The sequence below is a fragment of the Neisseria sp. P0008.S004 genome (assembly GCF_051962755.1).
GTDB classification, from domain to species: Bacteria; Pseudomonadota; Gammaproteobacteria; order Burkholderiales; family Neisseriaceae; genus Neisseria; species Neisseria subflava_A.
Map to the genome: position 1 here is coordinate 1 of NZ_JBQCUZ010000031.1, position 610 is coordinate 610.

Annotated in this window: 1 protein-coding gene; it reads right to left on the reverse strand. The window is 52.0% G+C overall.

The features are described from left to right. Nucleotides 1–49: 49 nt before the first annotated feature. Nucleotides 50–610 (reverse strand): IS5 family transposase (locus tag ACTHSW_RS10815; RefSeq protein WP_440373916.1); only part of this gene is annotated, 561 nt, incomplete at its 5' end.

The following is a 610-nucleotide window of genomic DNA, read 5'->3' on the forward strand; positions in this document are numbered from 1 at the left end:
CCCCTTAATCCTCCCCGGATACCTGATAATCAGGCATCCGGGCCGCCTTTTAGGCACAAACAGGCACACTTAGCCTGTTAGCCGCTTTCAATAGGTTCAAACACATCGCCTTCAGATGGCTTTGTGCACTCACTTTGAGCAGACCAAAATAGGCTGCCCGGGTGTAGCGGAATTTACGGTGCAGCGTACCGAAGCTCTGTTCGACCACATAACGGGTCTTCGACAAATATCGGTTGCGTTTGGTTTGCACTTCCGTCAGCGGATGGTTGCGGTGGGCTTTGCGCATAATGCCGTCTAACAACTGATGCTCTTTCAGATGTTGCCGGTTTTCCTTACTGTCGTAGCCTTTATCGGCATAGACGGTCGTACCTTTGGGTAACCCTTCCAGCAAAGGCGACAGGTGTTTGCACTCATGGGCATTGGCGGGGGTGATGTGCAGTTTCCCGATATAGCCTTCCTCATCGGTACGGGTATGTTGTTTGTACCCGAGTTTGTAGAGGCCGTTTTTCTTGATCCATCGGGCATTGCTGTCTTTACTCGGTGTGGTTTGGCCGCTGACTTGTCCTTCCTCATCAACTTCTATAGCCTGACGCTGTTTGCTGCCGGCGGT